Origin of the sequence: Streptomyces sp. NBRC 110035 (genome assembly GCF_000829695.1) — a bacterium.
Lineage (GTDB): Bacteria > Actinomycetota > Actinomycetes > Streptomycetales > Streptomycetaceae > Streptomyces.
Genome location: NZ_BBNN01000039.1, coordinates 1 through 25,641, shown reverse-complemented (window position 1 = coordinate 25,641; position 25,641 = coordinate 1). Strand labels below are relative to the sequence as shown.

21 protein-coding genes and 2 pseudogenes are annotated in these 25,641 nt (G+C 70.0%); 12 read left to right on the top strand and 11 right to left on the bottom strand.

Translation table 11 applies throughout. The features are described 5' to 3' along the window. Positions 1-547 precede the first annotated feature (547 nt). The 4 genes from TU30_RS26280 to TU30_RS26265 all read left to right on the top strand — a co-directional run bounded on the left by TU30_RS26280 (position 548) and on the right by TU30_RS26265 (position 4,646). Positions 548-1,117: a hypothetical protein gene (locus TU30_RS26280; protein ID WP_042174412.1), complete on the top strand. Its 570-nt coding sequence runs from the start codon at positions 548-550 to the stop codon at positions 1,115-1,117. 657 nt (positions 1,118-1,774) lie between these two features. Continuing rightward, the gene (locus TU30_RS26275; protein WP_042174410.1) at positions 1,775-2,431 is read left to right on the top strand and encodes an HAD family hydrolase; all 657 of its coding nucleotides are present in this window, start codon (positions 1,775-1,777) and stop codon (positions 2,429-2,431) included. Positions 2,432-3,150: 719 nt separating this feature from the next. Beyond that, positions 3,151-3,996 carry an RNA polymerase sigma factor SigF gene (locus TU30_RS26270; RefSeq protein WP_042174407.1) on the top strand — a complete coding sequence of 282 codons (846 nt, stop codon included), beginning with the start codon at positions 3,151-3,153 and terminating at the stop codon, positions 3,994-3,996. 101 nt (positions 3,997-4,097) lie between these two features. Beyond that, positions 4,098-4,646 (top strand): ATP-binding protein, encoded by a 549-nt coding sequence (locus TU30_RS26265; RefSeq protein WP_078878528.1) that lies wholly within the window; start codon positions 4,098-4,100, stop codon positions 4,644-4,646. Here the strand turns inward: TU30_RS26265 and TU30_RS36165 are convergent. The 4 genes from TU30_RS36165 to TU30_RS26245 all read right to left on the bottom strand — a co-directional run bounded on the left by TU30_RS36165 (position 4,578) and on the right by TU30_RS26245 (position 8,393). After that, positions 4,578-5,648: a sensor histidine kinase gene (locus TU30_RS36165; protein ID WP_042174403.1), complete on the bottom strand. Its 1,071-nt coding sequence runs from the start codon at positions 5,646-5,648 to the stop codon at positions 4,578-4,580. The genes TU30_RS26265 and TU30_RS36165 overlap by 69 nt on opposite strands. Then, a complete protein-coding gene (locus tag TU30_RS33025) occupies positions 5,645-6,538 on the bottom strand; it encodes an MEDS domain-containing protein (RefSeq protein WP_052479914.1) in 894 nt (297 codons plus the stop codon). Before TU30_RS33025 ends, TU30_RS36165 begins: the two co-directional genes overlap by 4 nt. A 170-nt stretch (positions 6,539-6,708) precedes the next feature. Beyond that, a complete protein-coding gene (locus tag TU30_RS26250) occupies positions 6,709-7,068 on the bottom strand; it encodes an STAS domain-containing protein (protein ID WP_042174401.1) in 360 nt (119 codons plus the stop codon). After that, entirely contained in the window at positions 7,065-8,393 is a 1,329-nt protein-coding gene (locus TU30_RS26245; RefSeq protein ID WP_042174398.1) for a PP2C family protein-serine/threonine phosphatase, read from the bottom strand. The genes TU30_RS26250 and TU30_RS26245 overlap by 4 nt, the downstream gene beginning before the upstream one ends. A 242-nt stretch (positions 8,394-8,635) precedes the next feature. Here TU30_RS26245 and TU30_RS26240 point away from each other — a divergent pair, with 242 nt between their 5' ends. From TU30_RS26240 to TU30_RS26230, 3 genes are all read left to right on the top strand, one after another. Continuing rightward, positions 8,636-12,805, top strand: a complete 4,170-nt coding sequence (locus tag TU30_RS26240) for a SpoIIE family protein phosphatase (protein ID WP_042174396.1) — start codon at positions 8,636-8,638, stop codon at positions 12,803-12,805. Then, complete coding sequence (locus TU30_RS26235; RefSeq protein WP_042174394.1) at positions 12,805-13,107, top strand: STAS domain-containing protein; 303 nt, start codon at positions 12,805-12,807, stop codon at positions 13,105-13,107. The genes TU30_RS26240 and TU30_RS26235 overlap by 1 nt, the downstream gene beginning before the upstream one ends. 100 nt (positions 13,108-13,207) lie before the next feature. Next, a complete protein-coding gene (locus tag TU30_RS26230; protein WP_078878526.1) occupies positions 13,208-13,696 on the top strand; it encodes a hemerythrin domain-containing protein in 489 nt (162 codons plus the stop codon). Positions 13,697-13,798: 102 nt separating this feature from the next. Here TU30_RS26230 and TU30_RS38395 read toward each other — a convergent pair. The 5 genes and pseudogenes from TU30_RS38395 to TU30_RS38390 all read right to left on the bottom strand — a co-directional run. Continuing rightward, positions 13,799-14,175, bottom strand: a pseudogene (locus tag TU30_RS38395) (IS5/IS1182 family transposase); the annotation flags it as partial. A 50-nt stretch (positions 14,176-14,225) separates the two neighbouring features. Further along, entirely contained in the window at positions 14,226-15,611 is a 1,386-nt protein-coding gene (locus TU30_RS26220; RefSeq protein ID WP_078878525.1) for a DEAD/DEAH box helicase, read from the bottom strand. Between the two features lie 302 nt (positions 15,612-15,913). After that, positions 15,914-16,873 (bottom strand): polyphosphate kinase 2, encoded by a 960-nt coding sequence (ppk2, locus tag TU30_RS26215; protein WP_042174390.1) that lies wholly within the window; start codon positions 16,871-16,873, stop codon positions 15,914-15,916. Beyond that, on the bottom strand, positions 16,870-17,106 hold the full coding sequence (locus TU30_RS37660) for a DUF6411 family protein (protein WP_107068582.1): 237 nt from the start codon (positions 17,104-17,106) through the stop codon (positions 16,870-16,872). Before TU30_RS37660 ends, ppk2 begins: the two co-directional genes overlap by 4 nt. A 195-nt stretch (positions 17,107-17,301) precedes the next feature. Further along, positions 17,302-17,706, bottom strand: coding sequence for an alpha/beta hydrolase-fold protein (locus TU30_RS38390; RefSeq protein ID WP_052479913.1), 405 nt, complete (start codon positions 17,704-17,706; stop codon positions 17,302-17,304). Between the two features lie 775 nt (positions 17,707-18,481). Between TU30_RS38390 and TU30_RS37655 the strand changes: the two are divergent. The 3 genes and pseudogenes from TU30_RS37655 to TU30_RS26200 all read left to right on the top strand — a co-directional run. Further along, positions 18,482-18,652: pseudogene (locus TU30_RS37655) on the top strand (short-chain dehydrogenase); the annotation flags it as partial. Between the two features lie 610 nt (positions 18,653-19,262). Then, the gene (locus TU30_RS34645; RefSeq protein WP_078878524.1) at positions 19,263-19,457 is read left to right on the top strand and encodes a zinc ribbon domain-containing protein; all 195 of its coding nucleotides are present in this window, start codon (positions 19,263-19,265) and stop codon (positions 19,455-19,457) included. Positions 19,458-19,526: 69 nt separating this feature from the next. Continuing rightward, the gene (locus tag TU30_RS26200; RefSeq protein WP_042174388.1) at positions 19,527-19,820 is read left to right on the top strand and encodes a hypothetical protein; all 294 of its coding nucleotides are present in this window, start codon (positions 19,527-19,529) and stop codon (positions 19,818-19,820) included. A 904-nt stretch (positions 19,821-20,724) separates the two neighbouring features. Here the strand turns inward: TU30_RS26200 and TU30_RS26195 are convergent. Continuing rightward, entirely contained in the window at positions 20,725-22,230 is a 1,506-nt protein-coding gene (locus tag TU30_RS26195) for an alpha/beta hydrolase (RefSeq protein ID WP_042174386.1), read from the bottom strand. Between the two features lie 124 nt (positions 22,231-22,354). On the opposite strand from TU30_RS26195, the gene TU30_RS26190 reads away from it, so the two are divergent. Further along, a complete protein-coding gene (locus TU30_RS26190) occupies positions 22,355-23,299 on the top strand; it encodes a MerR family transcriptional regulator (protein ID WP_042174384.1) in 945 nt (314 codons plus the stop codon). 414 nt (positions 23,300-23,713) lie between these two features. Here TU30_RS26190 and TU30_RS26185 read toward each other — a convergent pair whose 3' ends face one another. Next, positions 23,714-24,937 (bottom strand): IS110 family transposase, encoded by a 1,224-nt coding sequence (locus TU30_RS26185; protein WP_042174382.1) that lies wholly within the window; start codon positions 24,935-24,937, stop codon positions 23,714-23,716. 209 nt (positions 24,938-25,146) lie between these two features. On the opposite strand from TU30_RS26185, the gene TU30_RS26180 reads away from it, so the two are divergent. Beyond that, positions 25,147-25,479 (top strand): transposase, encoded by a 333-nt coding sequence (locus tag TU30_RS26180; protein WP_042174380.1) that lies wholly within the window; start codon positions 25,147-25,149, stop codon positions 25,477-25,479. The last annotated feature ends 162 nt before the right edge of the window (positions 25,480-25,641 follow it).

The window sequence follows — 25,641 nt, the reverse complement described above, 5'->3', positions numbered from 1 at the left end:
GGCCGGTACGGCTCAGGCACCACGATCCCGTGCCCCGTCCCGAAGGCACACGGACGGTCTCCCGGCCGGGAACCCCCCCCGCCATTCAGGCGGTGAACGGGTCATGTACCCCTCATAGCAGGGCTGACCGCCTTGGTACACCGCACGGGGCTCGTACCCCTGCGGGTGAAGGACTTGTACCAAGCGATCCCCGCCGGCCGCCATCGCGTACCCGCCGTGGGTGAACCACGCGATGTCCTGGCCGCCCGTTCCTGATGAGGAATCCCCACGTCACGGGCGGCGCCCCGCGCAGCCCCGGCGGTGCTGCGACGGCAGTCGCCTAGGAGGAACGGCCCACAGGTCTTGGCGGCGAAACTGACCTGCCCAAGAAGGGTCCGGGTGACCGTGGTGCAGCTCGGCGAACACAGGCGATGCCGCTGAAGCGCCGCCACACGCAAGCGGATCACCCGCCCGGGTCAGCAGTGATGGCGGCGAGAGCATGGCCGGGTGAGGGTGAGGGAGTGCTCGATGTTCCTGTCAACTCACAGCCCTTCGAAGGAGCGCTCTCGTGTCCGAACGCAATACCTGGATCCGCAGCCTGCACGATGTGGGCCTGGCAGCCTGGTTCGGCGGCTCACTCATGGGCGCGGTCGGCCTGAACGGTGCGGCCAAGGAGGAAGGCGGAACGGACCAGGCCAAGGCACTGATTGCTTCGTCGGGCTGGGCGAAGTGGGCGCCGGTCAACGCCGCTGCCATCGGTGCGCACCTGTTCGGCGGCGGCGGGCTGCTCGCCGTGAACACCCACCGGGTCGCCGCGCAGAAGGGTGTGGCCGCCTCCACTACGGCCAAGACCCTCGTCACCGCCGGAGCCCTGGCCGCCACCGCTTACGCCCGCATCCTGGGCAAGAAGGTCGAGCTGGCCTCCTCCTCCGACCCGCAGGACGTCGAGAAGGCGCAGCAGCATCCCATCGACATCGACAAGGCCCGGCGGCAGCTGGGCTACGCGCAGTGGGCGGTACCGGCCCTGACCGGATGCCTGGTGATCCTCAACGCCCTGCACGGTGAGCAGCAGCGCCCCGAGGAACAACTGCCCGGTATGTGGGAGCGGGCCCGCTCCGCCACCCCTTTCATCCCCTGAGGACCGTGAAACGCCGGCAGGCCCTCTCCCTCGGGTGAGGAGGCCGCGCCTACGGGGTTGGTGAAGGGCGCTCGCCCCGTCGGTGACGGTGGTGGTCTCCGTGCCGCCGGGCCCCGTCCGGCAGCACACCTGCAGCAGCCTGTTCACCGCCGAGGTGCGCCAGAACCCGCTTCGGTGAGGGGGTGCTTCGGGACCTGCAGCATCATGCGGACCTTCCCCTCGAACACGGTGAATACGGCAAGGCCGCCCCGCACGGCGTGGGACTCGCTGCTGGGCAGGCCCGAAGCGTGGGGGAGTCCTGCCCGTTCAGGGTGAAGTGGACCTGGGACGGGAACGCCCCGGCTGTCGTCCAGAGCCGGGAGCCCCCTCACGCCCGGTCGCCGGCACAGGCGAGGGGGTGGGGTTGCCGGCGTACATATTTACGCGGCTCTGGCAAGACCGTCGTAGCCGGAGAGCATCTCGGCCCGGTGGCCGGACCCTCCGCCGCCGACGCGTACCCGGTGCGGCGCGGCGCACCGCCCGGCGGCGGCGAGCAGCCGTCGAGTTCCGGCCGGAGTGACAAGCCTCTGACGTGGAACCCGTACCGACACGGACGTCCGCGACAACAGGACGTCATACGTCCGTGGCACACGACGACAGAGAGGAAGGGACCGGCGCATGGAACGGGCTGCCCTGTTCGACGTCGACGGAACCCTCGTCGACACCAACCACCTCCACGTGACCACCTGGTGGGAGGCGTTCCGGCAGGCGGGCCACCAGGTGCCGATGCACGCGATCCACCGGGCCGTCGGGCTCGGCTCCGGCGACCTCGTCGCCCATCTGCTCGGGGACGACCGGGACAAGGACCTGGACGAGGAGCTGAGCGCCGCCCACAAGGCCCTCTACGGGCAGTACTTCGACCGGCTGCCCGCACTGCGGGATGCCGGCCGGCTGCTGCGCCGCCTCGACCAGGACGGCTGGACGGTGGTACTCGCCACCTCCGCCGGGGGCGCGGAGCTGTCCGCGCTGCGCCGGGCGATCGACGCGGACGACGCGATCAAGGCCACAGCCGGCGCCGACGACGTGGAGCAGGGCAAACCGGCCGCCGAACCCGTCGAACACGCTCTGGAGCTGGCAGGGGTGCCCGCCGAGCGCGCGGTGTTCGTCGGTGACACCGTGTGGGACATGAAGGCGGGCAGCAGGGCCGGGGTGCACTGCGTCGGCGTGCTGTGCGGCGGTATTCCGCGCGCCGACCTGGAGGAGGCGGGCGCGCGGGCGGTCTACGACAGCCCCGCCCAACTGCTCGCGTCCCTGGCCGACAGCCCGCTGGCGTGAGGAAAGAACACCGCGGGATGCCCGCAGGCGCATGACTCGTGTGACGATGCGGCACGGCGGGAGGCGGGCGCCGTCTTCGGGGCCCGGCGGGCGGTCCTGCCGGCGTGGCATCGGTGCCTGGTCTCTCGGAAGCGGACAGCACCGGGCGCCGCCTTCCGGGACGGTCCTCGGCCGTGCCCACCGTCAAACAGCTCATCCTGCGTCCGGCACACGAGAACAGCATCTGGGACGACCGCCGCACACCGGGCGAGCTCGCCCGCCCCGTCCACCGTAGGGGAGATCCCGCAGCCCTCAAGAGGCGCCCCCACCCCGCCCGCCCCGCTCCGGCCCCACCCGGCGCCGGTTCCTCGCCACCCAGGTCCACGGCCTCCGCCGCGCCACCCGCCCGACCGCCGTGACGTATACGGAGCACACAGATGGAGGCGCCCAGCCGTCGCGCCGGCCGCAGGGCGCAGACCGACCTGCGTGCGGGATCGCGGCCCCACGCCGTGGACGAGTAGGCCGGCCGGCGCATCCCCGGGATGTCGGAACGCCGCTGCGTCCCGGGGCGGCGCGCCCTGTGGAGCGGACGAAGATCAGGACGTGCTGCACACAGACCCGTTGGGTTCGACGGCCCGCCAGGCAAGACCGAGGCATGCGCCCCGTTGTTCGGGGTAGCCGCTCGACCGTCGGCCGATGAGACGGGCAGAGGCAAGGCCGATCGACTGGGAGGGCACATCATGGTGACGGCGACCGCACAGACCACCGAGCACACCACCACGGCGATGCCGGAGATTGCGGACCCGTCGAAGGTGGCGCCCAAGGACGCGCGGGAGTTGTCGAGGCTGTTCTTCGAGCAGCTGACGACGCTCGAGGAGGGGACGCCCGAGTACCAGTACGCGCGCAATACGCTGATCGAGATGAACATCTCCCTGGTCCGCTTCGCGGCCGGCCGCTTCCGCAGCCGCGGGCCGCAGGAGATGGAGGACATCGTCCAGGTCGGCATGATCGGCCTGATCAAGGCCATTGACCGGTTCGAACTGACCCGTGAGGTCGAGTTCACCTCCTTCGCCGTGCCGTACATCGTCGGCGAGATCAAGCGGTTCTTCCGTGACACCTCGTGGGCCGTGCACGTGCCCCGCCGGCTTCAGGAGGCCCGTGTCCAGCTGGCCCGGGCCACCGAGGAGCTGTGCAGCCGTCTGGGCCGTAACCCCACCACCAAGGAACTGTCCGAGCTGATGAGCCTCCCGGAGGACGAGGTCGTCGAGGCCCGGTTCGCGGCCAACGGCTACACCTCCGCCTCCCTGGACGCAACCATCAGCGGCAGCGAGGACGGCGAGTCGGCGCTGGCGGACTTCATCGGTACGGACGACGCCGCTCTGGCGCTCGTGGACGACTTCCACGCCCTGGCTCCGATGATCGCCGAGCTGGACGAACGCGACCGGCAGATCATCCACTGGCGGTTCGTCGAGGAACTCACCCAGAAGGACATCGGCGAGCGCCTCGGCATCTCGCAGATGCATGTGTCCCGGCTGATCTCGCGTCTGCTGGGCCGCCTGCGGGAAGGCATGCTCACCAGCCACTGAACGTCCGGCCGGTTCTGCGACGACTGGGCTGACGGCGGCCGGGTGCACGCGGGAACTATCATCGGGTTGCCAGGTCTTCTGGTGTCACGAGGAACGGGTCGATGTTCCGTGCTCCACGGGGGAGTCACGCGACGGTTGTGCGGGATGGTGAGTTCGAACTGAATGATTCACAATTCTGGCAGGCACCTGCTGGCAACGGTCCGAGGACGCTCTCCGTAACTTTCGAGCGACAGGTGTTCCACGCCGCCGAGGCGCGTGACTCCGCGCTCCAGTTCCTCGCCGGTTCGCAGAACGGCGGGGAACCGGCGCTGTCCGTGCGCGTGGTGGAGGCGACGCAGTTGGTGGTGAGTGAGCTGGTCACCAACGCGATCAAGTACGGTTCCGGGCCAGTGGAGTTGTCGTTGGTTCTTGCTGAGGACACGCTGTCCGTCACCGTTCGCGACGGTGAAACGACGCTGCCGAGGCACCGGCCTGCCGACCCGCGCCGGGTCGGTCAGCACGGTCTGGAGATTGTCGCGGCGCTGAGCCAGGACCTCGATGTCCAGCGAGAACCGACCGGCAAGCGTATTATCGCGCGCATCTCACTGGACGATTCGGTCCGCCCGGGGCGTCAGGTGGTCCAGCCCGGTGAGCGGCCGATGCCACGGTAGGCGGTGCGGGGCGCCGGTGTTCTCCGCCCAGGCGAGGCTGACGTGCAGGCGTACCGTCGTACTGTCCTGTCCGGTGTGGACTTCGAGCAGGTCGCACGGTTGACGCACCACCCACACGCCGTGCCCGCGTTGCTGCTGCGGGTCGGGCGGGAGGTGGCCCAGGTACCAGTCCGTCTTGTTGCGGCCGGTGCTGGTGACGTCGCACACGATGCGCCGGCCCGCGCGGTGGACCGCTATGTGCCCCGTGCCTCCGCCGTGCTGGACGGCGTTGGTGGCGACCTCGTTGACCGCGAACACGAGACGCTGGGTACCGTCGGCGGACAGGCCCATCTCGGCAGCGGTTTCGGCGACCGTGGAACGCACTGCTGAAAGGTCGGCTCCGAAGCGCATGAAGGCTTCCTCTCCCTCCCCGGCCACGGGCGCGAGCGGCCGATGCCAGCCGTTGTCGGTGGCGGCGGGATCCGCATAGCTGTCGCTGGGGCGGGCGGATGCCGCCACGGCCAGGTGCGGGTGGGTACGCCGGGCGTCGGCCACGATGCTCTCGGGCAGGGCCCGGGTGTCGTACGGGCAGATGATCCAGGCCGGGCAGTGGGCGAGGGCGACGTTGATCGCGGATTCGTAGCGGGTCCACTCAGTCGTCTCCAGCGTGTCCCTGCCGTGCCAGACCGGCTCGCCGATGACGCGTACCTGCTGGTGCCGCCCCGTGCCGGTGCGCTGGTCGACGTACCGGTGGTAGGCGCCGAGGGTGCGTTCGGGCGCCCGGTACCACTCGCCGGCGTCGATGAGCTCGACCTGCCCGGACGCGTCCCCGAGTGCTTGTCGCAGCAGGTCGATGTTGGCGGGGGTGGTCACCGCCAGCACGGCGTCCCGCTGCTCGAGTCCTTCGCGGCAGAAGGGCACCGTGGTGGCCAGGAATTCCTGGCTGCTGCTGTGGATGAGCCCTTGGTGGGTCAGGCCACCGCCTCGGCGTGGCCGGGGCGGTGCGGTGAGGCGGCCGGTCACGCGAGGACCTCCTGGGCGGTGACGACCAGGGCGGGGGTCTCGTCGAAGCCGACCATGCCGATCACTTGGCAGAGCAAGGGGGCGAGCTCCACGACGTGCAGTCGTCGGTCGTCCTCCAGCCGCGCGGCGGCGCGGGCCAAGGCCCGCACGCCGCTCAGGTCGATGAACTCCAGCGCCTGCATGTCCACCTGGATGTCGCCCGGCCAGGCCAGCGCTGTTTCCAGGGCATCGGCGAGGGCGTCCGTGGTGCGGTGGTCCACGCTGCCCACCACGCGCAGGCTGCGGCGCCCTCCCCGGAAGGAGGGAACGAGCCGCAGCGTGCTGTCGTGGTAGAGCGGTTCGGGCTCGACCGCCCCCGGATGACAGCCGTGCAGGTGGTCCAGTTGATCGAGGCTGAAGCGGCGGGCGTCGTACTGGCACACGGCGGAGGCCCGCTGGCCGGCGAACACCTGGTTGACCTTGGTCTCGTAATCGGTGAGCCGATCGGCCCCCGGGACCTGGCGAAGCACCCAGCCCATCTCGCCGCTTACGCGTAACCCGGTGTAACCGGCGGTCAGGGACTTCCTGACTTCCTGCTGCAGGGCAGCCACCATGCCGTCGGCGTCGAACGAGCCTGTCGCCAGGTAGCTGTCGTCCGCTGTTGTCACCACGAGCTGGCCCTTTTCCAGCGCCGGGCGGGGATCGGCGCCGGACACGGCCAGCCAGCCGAGGACCTCTTGAGGAGTGAGCTGGTCGGCGAAGTACATGATCCGTTCACCGCGGCGCAGGCCGGACGTCAGATACGCCGTCACCACTCGGCGTTGCTCGGTATCGTCGGTGAACGCCAGACACAAGTGATCACCATGGTCCATGTCCTGGACCCGGCGGTCCGTGCCCTCGGACGTGATCACCCCGGCCTCCCACCCTCCCCTGTCGATCCTGCCTTCTCAGGGCATTCCCGTGCCGTGTTCCCCCATGGCCGGACAACCGTGTACCGGCCAATGTATCCACTGTCGTGGCACGGCGACACGGCGGTCGGGAGTCGGCTGGAAACCGAGCGTGTGGACAGCGGGGCGCGGGGTCAACGTCGCAGGGCGGAGACGGCCTCCTGGGTGGTGGCGTGGAAGGTGAAGACCTGGTCGAGTCCGACCACCTGGAAGACACGCATCTGGTCCGGGTTGACGCCGGCGAGGCTGAGGGGCGAGCCGGCTGTCTGTGACCGCTGGTGGGCGGTGAGGAGCACCGTGATTCCAGTGGAGTCGCAGTAGGTCAGCCCGGACAGGTCGAGGATCACACCATGGCTGTCGAAGGGGGCTTCTTTGACGGCCTGGGACAGGAGTCGGGCACTGTGGTGGTCCAATTCACCCGTCACCTCCAGTACGAAGGGACCGGCGGGAGCCTGTCGCGGGGTGACGGTCAGCAGGTGTTCGGGCTCGGTCACCGTTTCTCCAGAGTGCGGGGTTCGGGCTGTGCGGGTACGGACAGGGCGAGCAGCGCGGTGTCGTCGCTGACGCCGTCGCCCAGGCGGTGCAGGAGTGCTTCGACGGAGCCCAGCAATCCGTCGGCGCAGCGGTCCTCGGCGTGGACGCACGTGGAGAGCAGGTGCTGGGTGAGTCCGTCCTCGTCGAGCATGGTGCCACCCGGGATGCGCGCCTCGGTGAGACCGTCCGTGTAGAGCAGGAGGCTCTCACCCGGTGACAACCGCGTGGTGTTCTGTACGAACTGGGGGTCGGGCAGCATGCCCACGAGTTGGCCGCCGGTGGTGGAGATCGGCTCCACCTTTCCGTCGACGCGTACTGCGAGGGCCGAGGGGTGCCCGCCACCGGCGAGAGTGACGGTGAAGGAACCGTCGGCAAGAGGCTGCAGCACGCCGAAGACCGCCGTGCAGTAGCGGGGGTCGCTGCCCTGGTACTCGCCCTTGAGGACGCTGTCGAGATTGGACAGCGCGGCGCACGGGTCAGGGTCGTAGATGGCGGCGGCGCGCAGGGTGTAGCGGGTCAGAGAGGTCAGCGCGGCTGCCTCGGCGCCCTTGCCGCACACGTCCCCGAGGAAGAAGGCCCAGCGGCCGTCGTCGAGGGGGAACAGGTCGTAGAAGTCACCGCCGACCTCGTGCGGGGAGGCCGTGTGGTAGGCGGCTGCCGTCTGCAGGCCGGGGACCGTCGGCAGGGCCGGGGGCAGCAGGGTGCGCTGCAGGGTCCGGGCGAGGCGTTCGGCTTCAGTACGCCGGTCGCGTTCGGCGGCGACCGTGCGGATGGCCGACAGGCGCAACTCGAGTTCGTCCATGACCAGCGCGGCCAGGTCCTGCAGGGCGTCGAGTTGGACATCGGTCGGCTTGCGCGGTCGGGTGTCGAGGACGTCGACCGTGCCCAGACGCTGCCCGTCGGCCGTGGTGATGGGAGCGGCGGCGTAGAAGCGGACGCCGATGTCGCCCTGGACGAGGGGGTCGGCGAGTGCGCGGGCATCGGTCGCGGCGTCGGTGACCACATAGGGTTCGCCGTGGAGGATGGCGGAGGAACACAGGCCCGGATCGCGGCGTATCTGCGTGACACCGGTCAGTCCGTGGGCGGCCTTGAACCACACGCGGTCGGTGTCCACGATCGACACCGTGGCCATGGGCGCGTCGAATATCCGGGCAGCGAGGCCCGCGATCCTGTCGAACGCGCCGTCCGGCGGCGTGTCCAGGATCTGGTAGCGCCGGACCGCGTCGAGGCGACTTCCCTCGTCGGACGCCCGTGGCAGGGGGACCTGCAAAGGACTTGCTGCCACCCTTACCGCTCCCTGCTGTGCGTCCGTCGTGATACTACCTGCGGCGAGGGCATGGGGCCGCCTGGCCTATCCTACGAAGCTGGCAGCACCCGCGGGCAAGTCCGGCAGCGACGAGCCCGTGGAACAAGGCCGTCCGGCTGTGTCCGTACGTGCTGTATTCCGAGGCGACGCGAGTGCTGTCCGTCATGAGGCGCGGCGACCGGTGCGGCGGTGTGGTGAGGGTGTGAGGGGAAGGGTGTCCAGTGGAGCGTTCGCAAGACGCTGAACACGAGCCGGCGGTCACGGCCGGTTCCGGCGTGTTCGCCGCCGAGGCGGAGGTCGGCCGGGACCTCGCCGCGGTGGACTGGGCGTCGACCCCGCTGGGCCCTCCGGCCCAGTGGTCGCAGAGTCTGCAGACGGCGGTCAGCATCTTGCTGTCGACGCGGTTCTCCATGTGGATGGCATGGGGTCCGGAACTGACGTTCTTCTGCAACGCGGCCTATCGACGGGACACGCTGGGCCGTAAGTACCCCTGGGCGCTGGGCCGGCCGGCGAGTGAGGTGTGGGCGGAGATCTGGGACGACATCGGCCCCCGGATCGACACCGTGATGACCACGGGACGGGCGACCTGGGACGAAGGTCTGCTCCTGTTCCTGGAGCGGTCCGGTTACACGGAGGAGAGCTACCACACCTTCTCGTACAGTCCGCTGCGCGACGACGACGGCGCGGTGGTCGGCATGCTCTGCGTGGTCAGCGAGGAGACCGAGCGGGTCATCGGTGAGCGGCGGATGGCGACGCTGCGTGACCTGGGATCCGATCCCAGCGTGGTGCGCACCGAACAGGAGATGCTGACCTTCGTGGACCAGCAACTGGGCCGCAACCTCCAAGATCTGCCGTTCACGCTGACCTACCTGTTCCAGCCCGACGGCTCCGCGAAGCTCGCGGGCACGACCGGGATGCCCAGCGGGCACGCGATCGCCCCCGTCACCTTGCCCGTTTCCGGTTCCGGCGACGTCTGGCCGGTGGAGGAGCCGGTTCGTGGGGAGTCCGTGCTCGTGTCGCTCGATGGCGCCCCGTTCCTCGGCCTGCCGGCCGGAGGCTGGTCCGAGCCGCCCGTACAGGCGCTGGTGGTGCCGTTGCAGCAGTCGGGCAGCGCACCGTACGGATTTCTGGTGACCGGACTGAACCGCTACCGCGTGCTGGACGAGGGCTACCGCGGATTCATCGAGCTGGTCGCCGGTCACCTCTCGGCCGGTATCGCCAGTGCCCGCAGCTATGAGGAGCAGCAGCGGCGGGCGGAGGACCTGGCCGAGCTGGACCGGGCCAAGACCACCTTCTTCTCCAACATCAGCCACGAGTTCCGCACCCCGCTCACCCTGATCACGGGACCGGTGGAGGAACTGCGCGCTCGCCTGGCAGACGCCGGGGCGCCGGTGCGAGAGGAACTGGACGCAATCCACCGCAACGCGCTGCGGCTGGGCAAGCTCGTCAACTCGCTGCTGGACTTCTCCCGTATCGAGGCCGGCCGGATGCAGGCACGCTACGAACCGGTCGACCTGGCCGAGGTCACAGCGGAGCTGGCCAGCGTGTTCCGATCCGCCATCGACAAGGCCGGTCTGGAATTCGACATCGCATGCTCTCCGCCGGCGGGAGAGGTGTACATCGACCGCGGCATGTGGGAAAAGGTGATCCTCAACCTGCTCAGCAACGCACTGAAGTTCACCTTCACCGGATCGATCCGCGTCACCGTCCACACCGAGGACACCCACGCGGTCGTCGCGGTCGCCGACACGGGCATCGGTGTGCCCGCGGAGGAGATGCCCCGGCTGTTCGAACGATTCCACCGTATCGAGACCGCCCGCTCCCGCTCCACCGAGGGCAGTGGCATCGGACTGGCCCTGGTCAAGGAACTGGTCGCCCTGCACGGCGGTACGATCACCGCCGACAGCGCCGAAGGCGAGGGCACCTGCTTCACCATCCGCGTGCCGTTCGGCGCGGCTCACCTCCCCTCCGAAGCTCTCGTGCCGGCCGAGGGCAGCCGTGTGGCGTCCGCCGCCGACCCCTATCTGCTGGAAGCGCTGCGCTGGCTGCCGGACGAGGCGGCCGGCGCCGACGAGCAGACAGCTGCCACAGTGACTGACGCCGGAGCGCAGGGACACACCTCTGGCCCGGTTGCGTCGGCGCGGGTTCTGGTCGCCGACGACAACGCCGACATGCGCGAGTACCTCACCCGCCTCCTGCACGGCGGCGGATACCGGGTCGACACCGTCAACGACGGTCTGGCGGCCCTGCAGGCCGTCCGAGCGGACGCTCCCGATCTGGTGATCAGCGACGTCATGATGCCCGGCCTCGACGGCCTCACACTGGTGACGACGCTGCGCACCGACCCGCGGACTTCCTCCGTGCCGGTGCTGCTGCTGTCCGCCAGGGCCGGGCAGGAGGCGTCCATCGAGGGGTTCCAGGCGGGCGCCGACGACTATCTCGTCAAGCCGTTCGCCGCGGCCGAACTCCTTGCACGGGTGCGGGCCAACGTCGAGCTGGCGCGGCTGCGCAATCACCAGGCGCGCTGGCGCACCGCACTGATCGACTCCCTTCAGGAGGCTTTCTTCGTCTGCGACGAGAACGGTGCCGTCGTCGAGATCAACGCGGCCTTCACCGACATCCTCGGCTACGGCCCCGAGGGCCTGCCCTACTCGCCGGTGCACCCCTGGTGGCCGGACGCCGACACCGACCCCGAAGCGCACCACCAGGTCTCCGACGCCTTCGCTCAACTGCTGGGCGATCCCAAGGGCTCCTACACCATCCCGGTCAGCCATCGCGACGGGCACCGGTTGTGGGTGACCGCCACCTTCAACCAGGCCCACGACCCCGACACCGGACGCCAGGTCACCGTCGGCACCTTCCGCGACGTCACCGCCGAGCACTACGCAATCCAGCGCAGGAGCGCCCAAGCCGCCCTGGGCATGCGGCTCACCCAGGCGACCAGCCTGCCGGAAGCGCTGGCAGGAGTCCTGGCCGAGCTGAAGCACCTGTGGCGTGCCCAACGCGTACTGGCGGCCGTCGCCGCAGCCGGTCAGGAAGCGTCGGTGACCGCGACCGATGCCGATCTGCGCTGGCAGGACCTGCCTGCCGACCGCCGGGACAAACTCACCGCCTGGCTCGACCAGCCCCCGCTCACTCAGGTGGACGACGACACGGGTGCAGCCATCACCGTCAACCACCCCGAAGGGGCCATGGTGGTGTGGATCGACCTCGGTAACCATCGTCCCTTCACCGATGAGGACCAACTGCTGCTGTCCCTGCTGGCCGGCCAGCTCGCCCAGGGGCTGGCCCGCGCCCATCAGATCGACCAGCAGCGCGAGACGGCCATCGCCCTGCAACGAGCCATCCTCGGCCCGTCCAACCTGCCCGACGGCTTCGCCGTCCGTTACGAGCCCGCCACCCCACCCCTGGAGGTCGGGGGCGACTGGTACGACACCGTCCGGCTCCAGGACGGACGCATCGGCATCGTCGTCGGCGACTGCGTCGGACGCGGTCTCGAAGCCGCCACCGTCATGGGCCAACTGCGCAGCGCCTGCCGTGCCCTGCTCCTTCAGGACGCCAGCCCCGCTCAGACCCTCATGGCCCTGGACCGCTTCGCCGCAGGCGTCCCCGGCGCGATGTGCACCACCGTCTTCTGCGCGGTCCTCGACCCCGGCACCGGCCACCTCACCTACTCCAGCGCCGGGCACCCGCCGGGCATCCTCACCCACCCCGACGGCACCATCCTGTTCCTGGACGAAGGACGGTCCATTCCCCTGGCCGTACGCCCGGGCAAGCACCGCCCCGAAGGCGCCTGCACCGTGCCCGCACGCGCCACCCTCCTGCTGTACACCGACGGCCTCGTGGAACGTCGGCGCCGCCCGCTGACCGTCGGCATCGACCAGGCCGGCCAGGCCATCCAGGAGGGCCGCAACGCAGCCGTCGACGACCTCGCCACCCAGGTCATGACACGGCTTGCGCCCACCGACGGCTACGACGACGACGTGGCTCTTCTGCTTTACCGGCACCCGGCACCGCTGGACGTGGCTTTCCCGGCGGAGTCGTCACAGCTTGCGCCGGTCCGCAAGGCCCTGCGCAGCTGGCTCGACCGGTGTGAGCTTCCACCTCATACCGTCCAGAACATCCTGGTGGCGGCGGGAGAAGCCTGCGCCAACGCCATCGAGCACGGGCACCGCGACGCTCCCGGAGACACGATCCGGCTACGCGCGGAAGCCTTCGTCGACGATCTCCGCCTGACCGTCGCCGACACCGGCCGGTGGAAGCCACCCCGGCCCGACCTCAACACCCACCGTGGGCGAGGCGTGGCCCTGATGCGCGCTCTGATGCAGCAGGTCACCATCACCTCCGGCGCGGCCGGGACCACCGTCGACATGCATACGAGGATCGCCTGATGACCACCCCGCTCACTCTCACCCCCAGCCGGCGTTCCGATGGTGCAACCCTGCTGACGGTCGTCGGTGAAATCGACATGAGCAACACCGATGTCCTGGCCACGGCCATCGAGACGACCGACGGCCCTCTCGTCATCGACCTCACGGCCGTCGAGTACCTCGACAGCGCCGGCCTGAGCGTGCTGTTCACTCACACCGACCGCATCGAACTCATCGCCACCCCCCTGCTGGCCCCGGTCCTGAACATTTCAGGGCTTGCCGACCTGACCACCGTTCACGGCCTCGACACGCCGGAGAGCTGAGCCCGGCCACGAGCGGCGGGCGGAACAGGAAATGTCTCACCAGGGGGAACGGGGGTAGCTGGGAGAGCCGAACACCAACGCTCACAGGTGAGGAGCCACTGTGTCGTCCCATGACGTCGTCGAACTCATCCTGCGGGACCACCGCCGCATGGAAGACCTCTTCCGCACCATGCGCAACGTCGAGGCCGACCGCGCCACCGCTCTCGCGGAGTTCGCGGACCTGCTCATCGCGCACGCCTCGGCCGAGGAGGACAAGGTCTACCCGGCCCTACGACGCCACAAGAACGTGGACGGCGACGACGTCGACCACGGCGTCCACGAACACGAGGAGGGAAACGAGGCACTGCTTGCTCTGCTGGAAGTGGAAGACACCGCTTCGCAGGAATGGGAGGACAAGCTCGAAGAGCTTGTCACGGCGGTCAACCACCACATGGACGAGGAAGAGCGGACCCTCCTCAACGACGCCCGCGAAAACGTGGCCGACGATCGCCGCGCTCAGCTCGGGACGGCGTTCCGTGAAGCACGCGCAAGGTACCTGGAGACCAACTGCGGCAGCGTGGAGAACGTACGCAAGCTGGTGGCGGGGTAGCGGCTCACCGCCGTCGCCCCGTGCACGCGGTGTGCCAGCGGCAAGTCCTGAAGAGCGTTTCGTCCCGTCCTCTCATCCTGAGATTGCCGGGTCGCTCATGGTTCATGCGCCGCGCCATGTCGGGGGGATCAGTGGCGAGCCTGCGGGTCGTGAGGCTGATCATCGCGACTCGGATCATGGCTTCGGGCCGGTGCGGGTGGGTTTCGTGGGCGCGGGCCGGGTGCCGGTGGTTCATGAGCCACCCCGGAGTCCGCTCGACGGCCCAACGGTGGGGTGGAACAGTGAACCCCCTGGTTGTGGGATCGCGGCGGACGACATGCATGTCGATGCCCAGGGGGGGGGACGGCGTGCTCGACGAGGTGCCTGCGGCAACCGCCGTCGCCCCAGGTCTCGCGGACGGTGGGATGCTCGGCGGCAACCCGTTCGATGAGCGTCCGGCCGGCGATCGCGTCCTGCCTGCCGACCGCGGTGACCAGCCGGGAGTCGATGACGCTCGCGGTAACGATCGGCAGGTGGGGTCCGTCCGGGGTCAGTGACCCCTGCGCACTCGGGCCGCCGCCCGGGCCTCCGCCGCCTTGCGGGCCTCGGCTGCCTTGCGGGACTCCTTGACGGGGCGGCCCGGACGGCTGCCGAGGCCGCGGAAGGGCACATTGCCGCTGCTGGCCTTCGTCCCAGCCGGCGGTCGCTTCGCACCGGTGATGGCGGTCAGGGTCGCCTCGCCGGAGCGGACCGGGGTGACGGTCGGCCGGACACCGGCATCGGACATCATCCGGTTCACCTCACGCCGCTGGGCGGGAGTGACCAGGGTGACCACGGTCCCGGACTGTCCGGCCCGTGCTGTGCGCCCGCCGCGGTGCAGGTAGTCCTTGGGGTCGGCCGGCGGATCGACGTTGACGACGAGGTCGAGCGCGTCGATGTGAATGCCCCGCGCCGCGACGTTGGTAGCCACCAGCACGGTGATGTCACCGTCCGTGAACCGGGCAAGCGTGTGTGTGCGCTGCGGCTGCGACTTGCCGCTGTGCAGGGCGCCGGCCCGCACACCGCCGGCCCGCAGATGACGTGTGAACTGGTCGACGCCCGCCTTGGTGTCCAGGAACATCAGCACCCGGCCGTCCCGAGCGGCGATCTCGGTCGCCGCGGCGTACTTGTCGGCGGGATGAACGGTCAGGACGTGATGGTCCATGGTGCTCACCGAGCCCGCCCCGGGGTCGACCGACGCGTGGACCGGGTCGTTCAGATGGCTCCGCACCAACTGCTCGACGTGAGGGTCGAGCGTGGACGAGAACAGAAGCCGCTGCCCGTCGGAGGGGACCTGTTCCAGAATGTCCGAGACCTGCGGCAGAAACCCCAGGTCGCACATCTGGTCCGCCTCGTCCAGCACCGTGATCCGAACGCGGTCCAGGTGGCAGTCCCGGCGCGATACGAGGTCGGCCAGTCGCCCCGGCGTCGCGACGACCACATCGGTGCCGCTCCGCAGCTCCGCCACCTGCCGGTTGATGGACAGCCCGCCGACCACTGTCGCCAGCCGTACGTTCAGCGTCCGCGCGTACGGCACCAGGGCGTCGCTCACCTGCTGGGCGAGCTCCCGGGTCGGCACCAGGACCAGCGCGAGCGGCCGCTTCGCCTCCGCACGCCGGCCCGCCGTCCGGACGAGCAGAGCGAGCCCGAAGGCCAGCGTCTTGCCGGATCCCGTCCGCGCCCGTCCGAGGACGTCCCGGCCGGCCAGCGCGTCGGGCAGCGTCGCCGCCTGGATGGGGAACGGTTTCGTCACCCCTAGCCGTCCCATTGTCTCCACCAGGTCCGGCGGCAGCCCGAACGCGCCGAAGGACGCGGCCGGAGTCACCTCCGGCGACGCTGTCACTCGCGGGGACGTGTCACCCCTGGAGAGCCCGGAGACCGACGGCTTCGCGTTCATGAGGCACCTTCCTGATCTGGCGCCCGGAACGCACCGGGGTCCGTACCGTTCGGTACGGACCCCGGTGCAATGAAGCGCGGACACAGCTTATCAGCGGCCCGGAACGCACCTCCGGCACTGTTTTCTCCAGCTTCGCCGACGCTCACACCCTTCGTCTCCCCGTCCCCTCCCCGGTTTGCGGTCGGTCCGGCTGCCGTGGTGGCGGTGACCGCGTGGCGTAGTACGAGACCATCGCATCGAAAGGCGCGCCCCCGCGCAGCGATGACGCAGGTCCGGCCCCTCTCGTGAAGGGCTCATGGGCGTCAGTTCGTCTCGGGGTGTTTGCCGGGCCCGTCGGCGCCGGGTGACAACGGAGTGGGTGACAGGGTGGTGTCTTCCTCGCCGGGCTCCAGAAGTGTGTCGGCGGCGCCGACGATGAGGGGGTCGGGTGTGCCGACCGCCTCGCCGTCCTTGCTGGCGTAGTCGATGCGCGACAGCAGACTGCGCATGGTCTCCAGTCGGGCGCGCCGCTTGTCGTTGCTCTTGACGACGGTCCAGGGGGCGTGGGCGGTGTCCGTGGCGCGGAACATGTCGACCTTCGCCTCGGTGTAGTCGTCCCAGAGGTTCAGTGACGCCAGGTCGGTGGGCGAGAGCTTCCACTGGCGCACCGGGTCGACCTGTCGGATCGCGAAGCGCGTCCGCTGCTCGGAGCGGGACACGGAGAACCAGAACTTCACCAGCAGGATGCCGTCGTCGACCAGCATCCGCTCGAATGCGGGGCACTGGTCGAGGAACAGCTTGTACTCGTCCCTGGAGCAATATCCCATCACGCGCTCCACGCCGGCCCGGTTGTACCAGGAGCGGTCGAAGAAGACGATCTCACCGGCAGTCGGCAGATGCGCGATGTGCCGCTGGAAGTACCACTGGCCCGCCTCGCGTTCGGTGGGCTTGTCCAGGGCGACCACGCGTGCGCCACGCGGGTTGAGCCGCTCGGTGAGCCGCTGGATCGTGCCGCCCTTGCCCGCCGCGTCACGCCCCTCGCACACGACGACCAGGCGTGTGCCGGTGTCCTTGACCCACCGCTGGAGCTTGAGCAGCTCGATCTGCAGGATGCGCTTGGTCCGCTCGTACTCCCTGCGGCCCACCTTGCGGTCGTACGGATGGTTCTCCCGCCATGTCCGGATGGGACGCCCGTCCGTGTCCAGCACGATCGGCTGCTCTCGCCGACGGGCATCCACAGTCAGCCCGTCCAGCAGCTTGTCCGCATCTTCGGTGTTCGTCACCAGGTTCTCCGCTCAGTTCGCACAGTTGGCCAGAAGGGCATACGGCCGCGGGAGCGGCGACCTGCCGAACCACCGCGGCCCACCGCACGCGAACTGGCGTGGAGGGGTTTGCTGAAGAGCCGGCCCAGGATGCCGGACGTCGTGCCACCGGCCCGCGCCCCGGTACCGAGCGTGCGTTGCATGCCGCGTTCGGGACGGCGGGAGAGGCGGGTGACGAGAAAGGCCAGGACCACACATGGCGATGACGGCGGCGGCTACCATGATCGGCTCCCTCTGCTGGTGGACGGACATACGGATGCCCCGCCCCGTCCCACTCATGTGAGCAGCGAAGGCTCCGATCCGGGACCGGCCCGATCGACCCAGTCCCGCGCCTGGCGGGAGAAACGGTTCACCGTGCGGCATGACGCACCGGGGCCGGTGTGTGGCGGTCAGCGGCCTGCCGGCCGGGTACCGAGGGCGTACAGCAGCATCGGGAGCGAGCGCTGGAACTCGCGCTTCCAGTACTGGGGTGAGTGCGTTCCCTTGTAGAAGTGCGTGGTCACGTCCGCACCGGCCTTCTGCAGCTGCTGGGCCACCGCCTTCGACTCGCGGTCCATCAGCGTCTCCGTCGGGGAGACCACGTCCTCGGCGAAGGGCTCATCGGGGTCCTCGAGCCCGGGGATGTACTCGTCTTCGAAGCCCGGAGGGTCGAGGACGCCTGCGGTGCCGTCGCCGCTGGAGAGATGGACCGGGACGGAGCGCAGCTTGTCGGCCAGGTAATACGGGTCGTGCTGCTTCCAGTTCTCCCGGTTGGTCTCCGGGGCGCCCCAGATGTCCTTCCAGTCGGTGTCCATGAGGTCGGCCTTGTTCAGGTAGTCGACCGCGGTCTCGATCGCGTGGGTGTGCTGCAGGGGGTGTACGTATTCGCTGTAGCTGGCCAGCGGGGTGCGACGCGCCTTTCGTCGACGACGTGGGCGTCGGACTCGTGTTGGTCCGGTCCTGAAGGAGCGGCGGCATTCTGAGCCGCGCCCGGCATGAGCATGAGGACGGCGATGACGAGGGCTACTCGGGTGTGGGGCTTGCGCAGGAGAGTCATGAAGGTTCCTCGATTCATGGATCGTACGGATGGTCACGCGTCGCGGGCGCGCAGCTCCCGGTACGGCCGGCCACAGCGCTCGACGTGAGGGCGTCCAGGCCGAGGACCACACGCACGGGGCTGAACTCGTCGACGCCGTTCTGGGCCGAGGAGGCTGCTCACAGGGCAGGGCCGGACGGGCGCAGGACAGCCGCCGACGGCGGTCTTGCCACCGAAGCATCCGGTGGGCTCTCTCGCCCCGGTCATGTCTACGACGCTAAGGAAGGGGACAGGTCCGGACGTCCGACGCGGGGAGTCGGCGGCTACTGCGGCGGAAGTAGGCGGGTCGAGCAGGCCGGCACACACCCACCCCGGCCCTGCGCGCCCGCGCTTCCCCGCCCTGACCGGTGTGGTTTCTCCACTCGTCCCGGGCGCGTGAGATTGATCCTGATTTCCGGTGTCGGCCGGTGACCTGCACGTCTGACGGAACGCTCAGCTACGCCTGGAGCGTTGACCTCGATCCTTCGTGACGGTCTGCCGACGGAGTCAGCCGACCGGTTCGCTGCCTCCCGGAGATCCGCCAGAGGTATGCGGACGTCTTTGTCTTCGGCCGGCTCGGCACCCCCGCGGACATTGCCGACGTGGTGTCGTTCGTGACGAGCGACGAGGCCCGCCGGGTGACCGGCCAGTGGATCGACGCCTCCGGCCGCGTCCACCTCGGCGTATGGGACAGCCGCTCGCGACCCCGCACCGCACGACCCGTGGCCCCCGCCCCGGCCGTACAGCCGTGCTCCCGGCCGACGGCAGCACTGGAGGATGCCATGACCGACAGCACGTCCGCCGCCCACCGCCTGCCGCACCACCGTCGAGCAGGTCGCCTACGAGGAGGCGCCGACCTGACGGCGGGAAGCCAGGGTCGGGCATCCGGGACGGTGTGCGGCCGCGCAGATCCTGATCTCAGGCACTTCGACCCCAGTCCAGGCGGTCGGCAGGCCGGCGGCGCTGAAGGCGGCCTCCACCTCGAACTCACCCTTGCGGAGCGTCGTCCCACTCACCTCGACCGCACGTGCGACTGCCCTGACACCGCCGTGCCCCAGCTCCCGGCCCCCAGTCCTCGGCAGCCGTAAGCAGTCGCCCTGCCGCTCGTCCGGATGCGGAAACGACACTGCGGCCCTCGCGACGAGTTGCCCGCCGGTCTCGTCCGGGACGCGCACACCACGCCAACGAGCTCCGCAACGGGAAGCAACATGTTGATGATCGGCAAACCCTCAGCGCATCAACACCGACGTCATGGGTACTCCACATCCCTCACCATCCCCCCTGCCCCGGAGAGCAATGACACAGAAGACCGAGAACGAGAAGGGCAACCGGTTCTGCAAGGCGTGCGGTACGCCGGCCGAAGACGGGAAACAGTGCAGGCGCTGCGGTGCCGTACTGGACCTCCCCGACGATGCAGGACTCATCGAAGACCAGGGCGCGGCAGTACGAAGCAACTTCGAAGGACGCACCCAGCAGCAAGAGCCAAGGTGACCGAACCAGTGAAACAGCAGGGCCGAACCCGAACCACTGAACAGCGCGCACGGGGGTATACGGGCCGGCATGGCATCCAAGACTGATCGCGTCATGTCCCTGCGGGCCGTGCGGCAACTGCGCCGGGTCCGCGCCTTCTACCTGGCAGGCATCCTGCTGTGGGCGGCATCGACCGCCTGGACGGGCTGGCAGTTCCCCGGGAGCCGGCAGATGTGGGTGTCCGCCCTCCTTCTGGCCGTCTTCGCGGGCCTCCTGCTTGCAGCCTCCCTGTGGCTCCGGCGTCTCGAGGCCGCGGGTTCGGGCACTCCTGCACACCACGCCGCGTCACGGAAGGCGACTGCACCACGACACGCACATGCCTGACCAGCCGTCAGTCGGTCCGGACCACCCGCCTGAGGCCTGAAGCGAAGCCGCCGAAGTCGGCCTACCGGCAGATGCGCACGTAGCCGACCGGGCAGGCTTGTCCGCGGGGTCACTCCGGTGGCGCAGCGCACGGTGCGGACCCGTACGGAAACCACAGGGAACGGGGGAGGGGTGGTATCTCCGGGTCGGTGCGCAAGGCGACTCGGCGTGTGTCCGGCTCTGCGGCTGGAGTTGTTGCCCCGCCCCGGCCGGGTGGCTGCGCGGGTGTGGGGCCTGGTGTGTGCTGCTGGCGGACCTGCGCTAAAGTCTTCTCTAGAAGGCGCGGGCCGTTTCGGCGGTTTGCAGTCTATGCGTTGGTCGTCCAAGGAAAGACGCCCCGCTTCCTGCGGGGAAATGCAGGTGCGAGGCCTGCCCAGCGCTCCATAAGGAGCCCTGTTCCTGTGCCGTGGCAGGAACAGGGCTTCTTCACATGCGGGTAGGCTGCAACGCGAAGTAACCGCTACCCACTTTCGGGTGACGGCCCGTGCATGCCCAGGGTGGCGCACCATGGCGTCCTCGAGTCCGGAGCCAGGATCCGCAAGGGTTCTCCGCCTGATGGAGCGTCAACCTGCCGCCTTCTGTACATAGGCGGCTACGGCTTCACCACCATCGCGCGACGGCTTCCCCCCGACCACGGCCGCGCTCCGCTTCTCGTTGTGCCGGTCGTGTCCGGTGGGTGCGGGGGCTGCTCACCACTCTGGAAGAGCGATGCCTTTCCCGCGTCGGGTGATCTGTTGTTGCTGGGTGGGCGGGCTGATCGCGTGACGTCGGTGAACCGGCCGGAGTTGTAGGTCTGTCACCGCGGTGCCGGTGTCTTCGGGGCTTTTTGCCCGGGGGGCGAGGCCCGTGGTACGCGGTCCGGGGGTCAGCTGGTCAGGTGGGTCGCTACCGAGCGTATCGCGTGGTGGAGGGCCGGTCGGGTCTCCTCGGGCGCATCGAGGGTCTCGAAGCCGTGGTGGCCGTTCGGGACGTCGATCAGTTCCAGGTCCGCCCCGCAGTTCTCGGCGGCGGTCGTGAACGCCTCCACGGTGGCGGCGATTTGGGGTGCCTCTCGTCCCGCACGCAGGAGGACGATGGGCAGTGTGCCCGCGTGCGTGATCGCACGGGTCGGGTGAAACCGGCTGCCGGTCAGCCCCCAGTTGGGCAGCGGCGCCAGGATCGGGTAGGAGGCGGCCAGGCAGCGCAGCCAGAGGGGAGGCTTTGTCAGCCAGTCCGCGGTGAGCAGGCCGCTACCGGAGAAGAACCACAGGGCCACCCGGTCGGCGTCCACCCGGGGGTCGGCCCGTACCAGTTCCACCGCGGCGGTGACGTCCGCGGCGGCGCGCTCGTAGTCGGCGATGTCGTGCAGCCGGTGGTCGAGGGTCACGCCGATCATGCCCTCGGCGGCCGCCAGGCGGGCGTAGCCCACCAGGGTCGGCCAGTCACGCGGTGCCGGCCGGGACCCGGCCGGCACCGGGCCGCCGTGCACGAAGACCACGGCCGGTCGCGGGCCCTCGGCGTCGGGGACGTACAGGTCGGTAGGTCCTCTGCGCTCCCGGGGCAGCTCTGGTACATCCATCGGGAACGGGCGCAGATGGGCGGGCTGGGCGCCGGTCGGCCGCAGACGGTGCCCCTCGCCGGCCGCGGCCCGCAGCAGGGCATCCGCCAGCCCGGCGGGGCAGGACAGCATCGGCCAGTGCCCGGTGGGCAGTTCGAAGAAGGTGGCCTGAGGGCCGGTCAGAGCCGCCAGCGTGGGGTCGCCGAAGTCGACGAGCCGTTGCACCAGGTCGACGCTGACACCGTTACGGGTGCACAGCACTCCGGTGGTGGGCACCGCGACCGCCGATCCGGTCAGCCGCAGCGGCTGGAGCAAGGTGCCCAGCGGCTGTGGTGCGGCGAGGGCGGTGAGCCGGTCCAGTGCCGCTTCGGAGACCCCGGCGGTACTGCCCCAGCGCTGCCACTCGTCACGGGACGGAGGCGCCAACTCCCCTTCAAAATCACCGCGTTGGCTCCGCTCGGCCAGCTGTGCGCGCAGGGCCTGGTCCGGTACGGTGGCCAGGGCCGGGACACCGTTCTGCGGCATCCCGCAGTCCAGGTACACGACGCGGGCGACGCGCTGCGGCCGCCGGTCGGCGGCACCGAGCACCGGATGGATGCCGTAGTCGTGACCGACGAGCACGATTTCCCGGTCAAGCGCCGCGTCGATCGCCGCGACCACGTCCGCGATGTGTGTCTCCAGACCGATACGGGCTGACGCGGCGGGGCGGCCTGCGTCGACTCCGGTGAGCGGGACCGCGTGCGCCTCGCTGCCCGCCGCGGCCAGCCGCGCGGCCGTCTCCTGCCACACATGGGCGCCGGTGAACACGCCCGCCACCATGATGAACACGGTCATGGACCTCTCCTCGGGTTTGTCACACGACGTCGCGCCGGTCGCGCACGCCGTGGTCCGCGGACCGGGGCGTACCCCCGGCCCGTGTGTGCCGATACCGTAGGAGCTCCCCCAGAGGGAGGTTCAACTGTCCGCATCACACGAGGCTTTGTGGAGCATCGGCGAGTTCGCCGAGCGCGCGGGGGCAACTGTGAAGAGCGTCCGCTTCTACTCCGACCGGGGTCTGCTGCCCGAGGCTTTCCGCAGCGGCGGCGGACACCGCCGGTACGGCCCCGAGGCGCTGGAGCGGCTGCGGCTGATCCGCTCCCTGCGCGCCCTCGACCTGTCGCTGCCCGAGGTGCGCCGCGTCCTCGAGGACGAGGACGCGGCGGGCCGTGTGCTGGAGGAGGCCGTCGCGAGCCGCCTGCGCGAGCTGGGCAGTGAGCTGAAGACGCTGCGCTGGCGGGAGGCGGCGCTGCGGCTGGTGCAGGAGTGCCCGGCCGCGGAGCGGGCCGGCCGACTGCGGCTGCTCGGCGCGGTGAGTACCCCGCCGAGCACGGCATCGCTGGCCCGTTTCTGGCGTGTCTGGCTGCCGCCGCGGATGCCGGCCCGGGCGACGGCGGCGTTCTTGGAAGTGGCTGTCCCGCAGCTGCCCGACGAGCCGGCCCCGGCGCAGGTGCTCGCTTTCGCCGGGCTGCACGCGATGACGACGGCTCCCTGCCCGGAAGGCCGGCAGCCCCAGCCGGAGGTGCACCGGGTGGCCGGGGCCCACGGAGCGGCCGCGTTGTACGCGGGTCTCGCCGAGGCGTACGAGATCGCGGGCCCGCAGCTGCGCCGGGCACGAAATCCGTACCCGGGTGAGGCGCTGGACGCCTACGTGGCGGCGTACGCGAGCGCGTACGGCAGCCAGGACACCCGGGAGTTCCGGCGCCTGCTGGCCGCGCGGCTCGCGACCGGGCCGCGCCTGGACCGCTACTGGGAGCTGACGGCCGTGGTGCTCACTTTGCCGGATGGCCGGCCGGAGCCGACCCCGGGCTCCGCGGACGACTGGCTGCGCGCGGCACTGGAGCGGGACAACGCCCAAGCGGCGTAGAGCGCAGGAAGGAAGCTGACAGTCGTGGCCGTCCACCAGATCACGGCCCCGCGAGGCCTTCTTGTACGGCGGAGCCGGTCGATGTCCTGCTTGCACCGTCAGCGTTCCGTGGCGGCCTTCTGCTGTGCCTTGCTCTTGGCGTTCCCTGCTTCCTTTGCCTGGCCGGGGGGTTGGTGAGGGGGCCCGGTCGCCGCGCCGCCCTGCGGTGTTTCCAGGGGGGTGCCCCTATGTGTTTCGTCAACCCTGGCAGGGCTGGTTCGTAGGGGTTCGTGCTGGTTTCCGGGAACGTCCCGCGAAGCGGGACGTTCCCGGCGGATCGGGTGCCTGATGGGCAGCCCGGTGGCCGGCAGGGCTGGACCGGCCGTGCCGGTGCGCGGGCGTGATGGGGCCTGGAGGGTAGGAACGGTGGAGTGGTCAGGCGGCGAGGCCGACGTCGTCGGGGGTGCGTGGTTCGTAGAGGGTGCCGGTGCGGATCATCGCGTGGATGACGTTCACGCGTTGCCGGGCCAGACGGAGGATCGCCTGGGTGTGGGTCCTGCCGCGTGCGCGCTGGCGGTCGTAGTAGATCCGCGAGGACGGGTCGCTCTTGCAGCCGATCGCGGCGAACGCGGCCTGGAACAGCGCGCGTTTGAGGAGCCGGTTGCCGCGGTGCGGTGCGTGCTCGCCGCGGATCGAGGTGCCCGAGGACTTCGTGGCCGGGGCGAGTCCGGCGTAGGAGGCGAGGTGTCCGGCGGTGGGGAAGCCGGTGCCGTCACCGATCGCGACGATCACCGCGGCGGTGGTCCTGACGCCCAGGCCGGGCAGGGACGTCAGGAGGTGGAAAAGAGGGAGGGCCTCCAGCAGGGCGGCGATCTCCTGCTCGGCCTGGCTGCGCTGGGTGTGGGCGGCGGCGAGCTGGGCGGCCAGGCCCGGCACGATCAGCGCGGACGCCTCGGTGCCGGGAACCACCAGGGTCTGCTCGGCGAGCGCGTCGAAGATCTCCCCGCTCAGGTGGTGGGCCTTGCGCGAGCCGTGTGCCTTGAGCAGGGCCTCGCACCGCGTGCGGCCGAGTTTCTTCAGCCGCGCCGGGGAGCCGTGCCGGGCCAGGAGGGCCTGGACGTAGGGGTGGGCCAGGCGCGGGCCGAGCACCCGCTCGAGGGAGGGGTGGATCTGGGAGAGCAGGCCGCGCAGCCGGTTGGTGGTGCGGTTGACCTCGCCGGCCAGGTCGTTGTCGTAGCCGGTGAGCATGGTCAGCTCGGCCAGCACCTCGTCGTCGCGGTCGATCGCGCGCAGGGTGTGCGGCATGGTCCGGGCGGTCTCGGCGATCACGAACGCGTCGCGGGCATCGGTCTTGGCCTCGCCCGGGTGCAGGTCGGCGGCCCGGCGCATCGACAACCCGGGCAGGTAGGCGACCCGGCAGCCCGCCGCGCGGGCCACCGTCAGCGGCAGCGCGCCGATGTTGGCGACCTGGTCCACGATCACCAATACGGTGCCGAACTTCGCCACCAGTCTGGTGAACAGTTCCAGCAGTTTCGGCTCGGTGTTGGGCAGCCGCTTGTCGTGCACGGTTCTGCCGTCCCCGGTCCGGCCGTGGGCGTGGTGGAACTCCTTGCCCAGGTCCAGGCCGAGGAAGAGATCTGTCCCGGTCGTGTCGACCATGTGCGTGTGCCCCTCGCCTCTCGTCGCCTCAACTCCCGGCCGTCCCTGCGGCACCACACGCCGGCAACCACGTTACGCAGACATCCCCACCCGCAAAGCGGTCCGGCATTGCGCCGAACCGGAGTGGTCGTCAGGCCCCTCATCAGCGGTCAAGCGGTGACCTTCCCCTCGTAGCGTAGAGGCCGTGACTGCAGGGGAAGTTGGGAGTCATGGCGGAGAAGAGGCGGAAGTTCGACGCGGAGTTCCGTGAGGGGGCTGTGCGTATCGTGACCGAGACAGGCAAGCCGCTCGCGCAGGTCGCGAGGGAGCTGGGGATCAACGAGACCACGTTGGCCAGCTGGGTCTCTCGCGCCCGGCGGAACGGTGCGGCTGCTGGCGGGCGGAGCGAGAGCGTCCAGGAGGAACTGGAGCGACTGCGCAGGCGCAACACCGAGCTGACCAAAGAGAACAAGGAACTGGCCATGGAGCGTGATGTCCTCAAACGCTGCATGGTCCTGTGGGTGAAGCAGCTGTGGCGGACCCGGCGGCTCTCGTCGGGGTGATCAGCGACCAGAGGACCGGGCACGGCATCCCGCACACTGTCTCCTGCCGCGCGCTCGGCGTATCCGAGGCGTGGTTCCACAAGTGGCGACGTCGCCCGGCCGAGCCGACGAAACGCGAGGTCAGACGGGCGATGCTGGAGGAGAGGATCACGTACTTCTTCC

Coding starts and splice junctions, on each gene's coding strand:
- TU30_RS26275 (WP_042174410.1), top strand. CDS start 1,775: ATGGAACGGGCTGCCCTGTTCGACGTCGACGGAACCCTCGTCGACACC.
- TU30_RS26270 (WP_042174407.1), top strand. CDS start 3,151: ATGGTGACGGCGACCGCACAGACCACCGAGCACACCACCACGGCGATG.
- TU30_RS26265 (WP_078878528.1), top strand. CDS start 4,098: ATGTTCCGTGCTCCACGGGGGAGTCACGCGACGGTTGTGCGGGATGGT.
- TU30_RS26235 (WP_042174394.1), top strand. CDS start 12,805: ATGACCACCCCGCTCACTCTCACCCCCAGCCGGCGTTCCGATGGTGCA.
- TU30_RS26220 (WP_078878525.1), bottom strand. CDS start 15,611: ATGAACGCGAAGCCGTCGGTCTCCGGGCTCTCCAGGGGTGACACGTCC.
- TU30_RS38390 (WP_052479913.1), bottom strand. CDS start 17,706: ATGGACACCGACTGGAAGGACATCTGGGGCGCCCCGGAGACCAACCGG.
- TU30_RS34645 (WP_078878524.1), top strand. CDS start 19,263: ATGACACAGAAGACCGAGAACGAGAAGGGCAACCGGTTCTGCAAGGCG.
- TU30_RS26200 (WP_042174388.1), top strand. CDS start 19,527: ATGGCATCCAAGACTGATCGCGTCATGTCCCTGCGGGCCGTGCGGCAA.
- TU30_RS26195 (WP_042174386.1), bottom strand. CDS start 22,230: ATGACCGTGTTCATCATGGTGGCGGGCGTGTTCACCGGCGCCCATGTG.
- TU30_RS26185 (WP_042174382.1), bottom strand. CDS start 24,937: ATGGTCGACACGACCGGGACAGATCTCTTCCTCGGCCTGGACCTGGGC.
- TU30_RS26180 (WP_042174380.1), top strand. CDS start 25,147: ATGGCGGAGAAGAGGCGGAAGTTCGACGCGGAGTTCCGTGAGGGGGCT.